We start from the raw sequence: 1056 nt of genomic DNA, 5'->3' as shown, positions 1-1056 counted from the left end.
GTATTTCTTAATCCTGTAATGATAGATGGTGGTTCTATAATGCCTAAGCCAAAAGGTGGAACAGAAACTGGGCATACAGGTAATGGATACTGTATTATCTCTTGGATATCTCCAAGTTTATAACATATTTTTCTCAATTCTTCGGTATGCCTTCGGGATTCGTTCGGGATAAACATATCTAGAAAAAGGCTATATCAGCGAATTTGTCGATATAGCCTTTTTTAATCTTATAAAATTGGCATCCAAGTAATTACTGCATATCCATGACCTTCACGGACTCCAGATTGCATAGAACCATTTGTTAACATCTCTCCGATATGCCCTGAGCCACCAGCTCCACTACCTGCATATGCATATCCTCCGCCACCATACCAGCCTCCACCTCCACCTCCGCCATAGTTGTTATAGTTGTTTTCAGGCCGGTAAGCGCCTCCGCCCTGACCAAAGCCTGGAATATTGACCTCTATTATTTGACCATTACCTCCATTAACACCTGGTTCTGTCTGAGAGCCACCTGTAGCTCTACGGATTAAGCCTTCCCAGTATGGACCGTTTTCTCCAGTTGCCCCTCCACCTGCTCCACCTATTCCTGTTCCAAAATCACCGTCAGCACCTGCACCGCCTCCTCCTGCAACAATGTAAACCTCAGTTTTATATAACTCGTAGTTTTTTAATTCACCTCGATCTGTACTTGCGATATGAGTAGCACCTCCGCCTGCGCTTGCCCCGGTTCCTCCACCATTGTATGCAGAAATTCCCGTATAATCAGCGGTTATACTACCTGTACACTGTCCTATACATATATATAGTTCATGGCCAGAAGTTACAGATAAGCTGCCGCAAGAGTAACCTCCTTTCCCAGGTATTCCGCCATAACTAATACCTCCTTGTGCTCCCCAAACTTCCAGCTTATAATCTCCACTTATGGGTGCTATAAAAGTTTGCACACTTCCCGTGTTTATGTACCTTTGAAGCTTATCGAAAGAAAATATTGGACAATATAATAAACCAAGAGTGTATCAATCATATAGACTATTGATACACTCTTTTTATTGT

Annotated in this window: 1 protein-coding gene; it reads right to left on the bottom strand. The window is 42.7% G+C overall.

All coding sequences use genetic code 11. From position 1 onward, the window contains the following. Positions 1–227 precede the first annotated feature (227 nt). Entirely contained in the window at positions 228–947 is a 720-nt protein-coding gene (locus tag K333_RS12410) for a glycine-rich protein (protein ID WP_051230952.1), read from the bottom strand. Positions 948–1056: the final 109 nt, after the last annotated feature.

This window comes from Segatella albensis DSM 11370 = JCM 12258, assembly GCF_000426565.1.
Taxonomy (GTDB): Bacteria; Bacteroidota; Bacteroidia; order Bacteroidales; family Bacteroidaceae; genus Prevotella; species Prevotella albensis.
The sequence above is the reverse complement of the archived record's forward strand: the minus strand, read 5'-3'. Positions and strand labels throughout refer to the sequence as shown.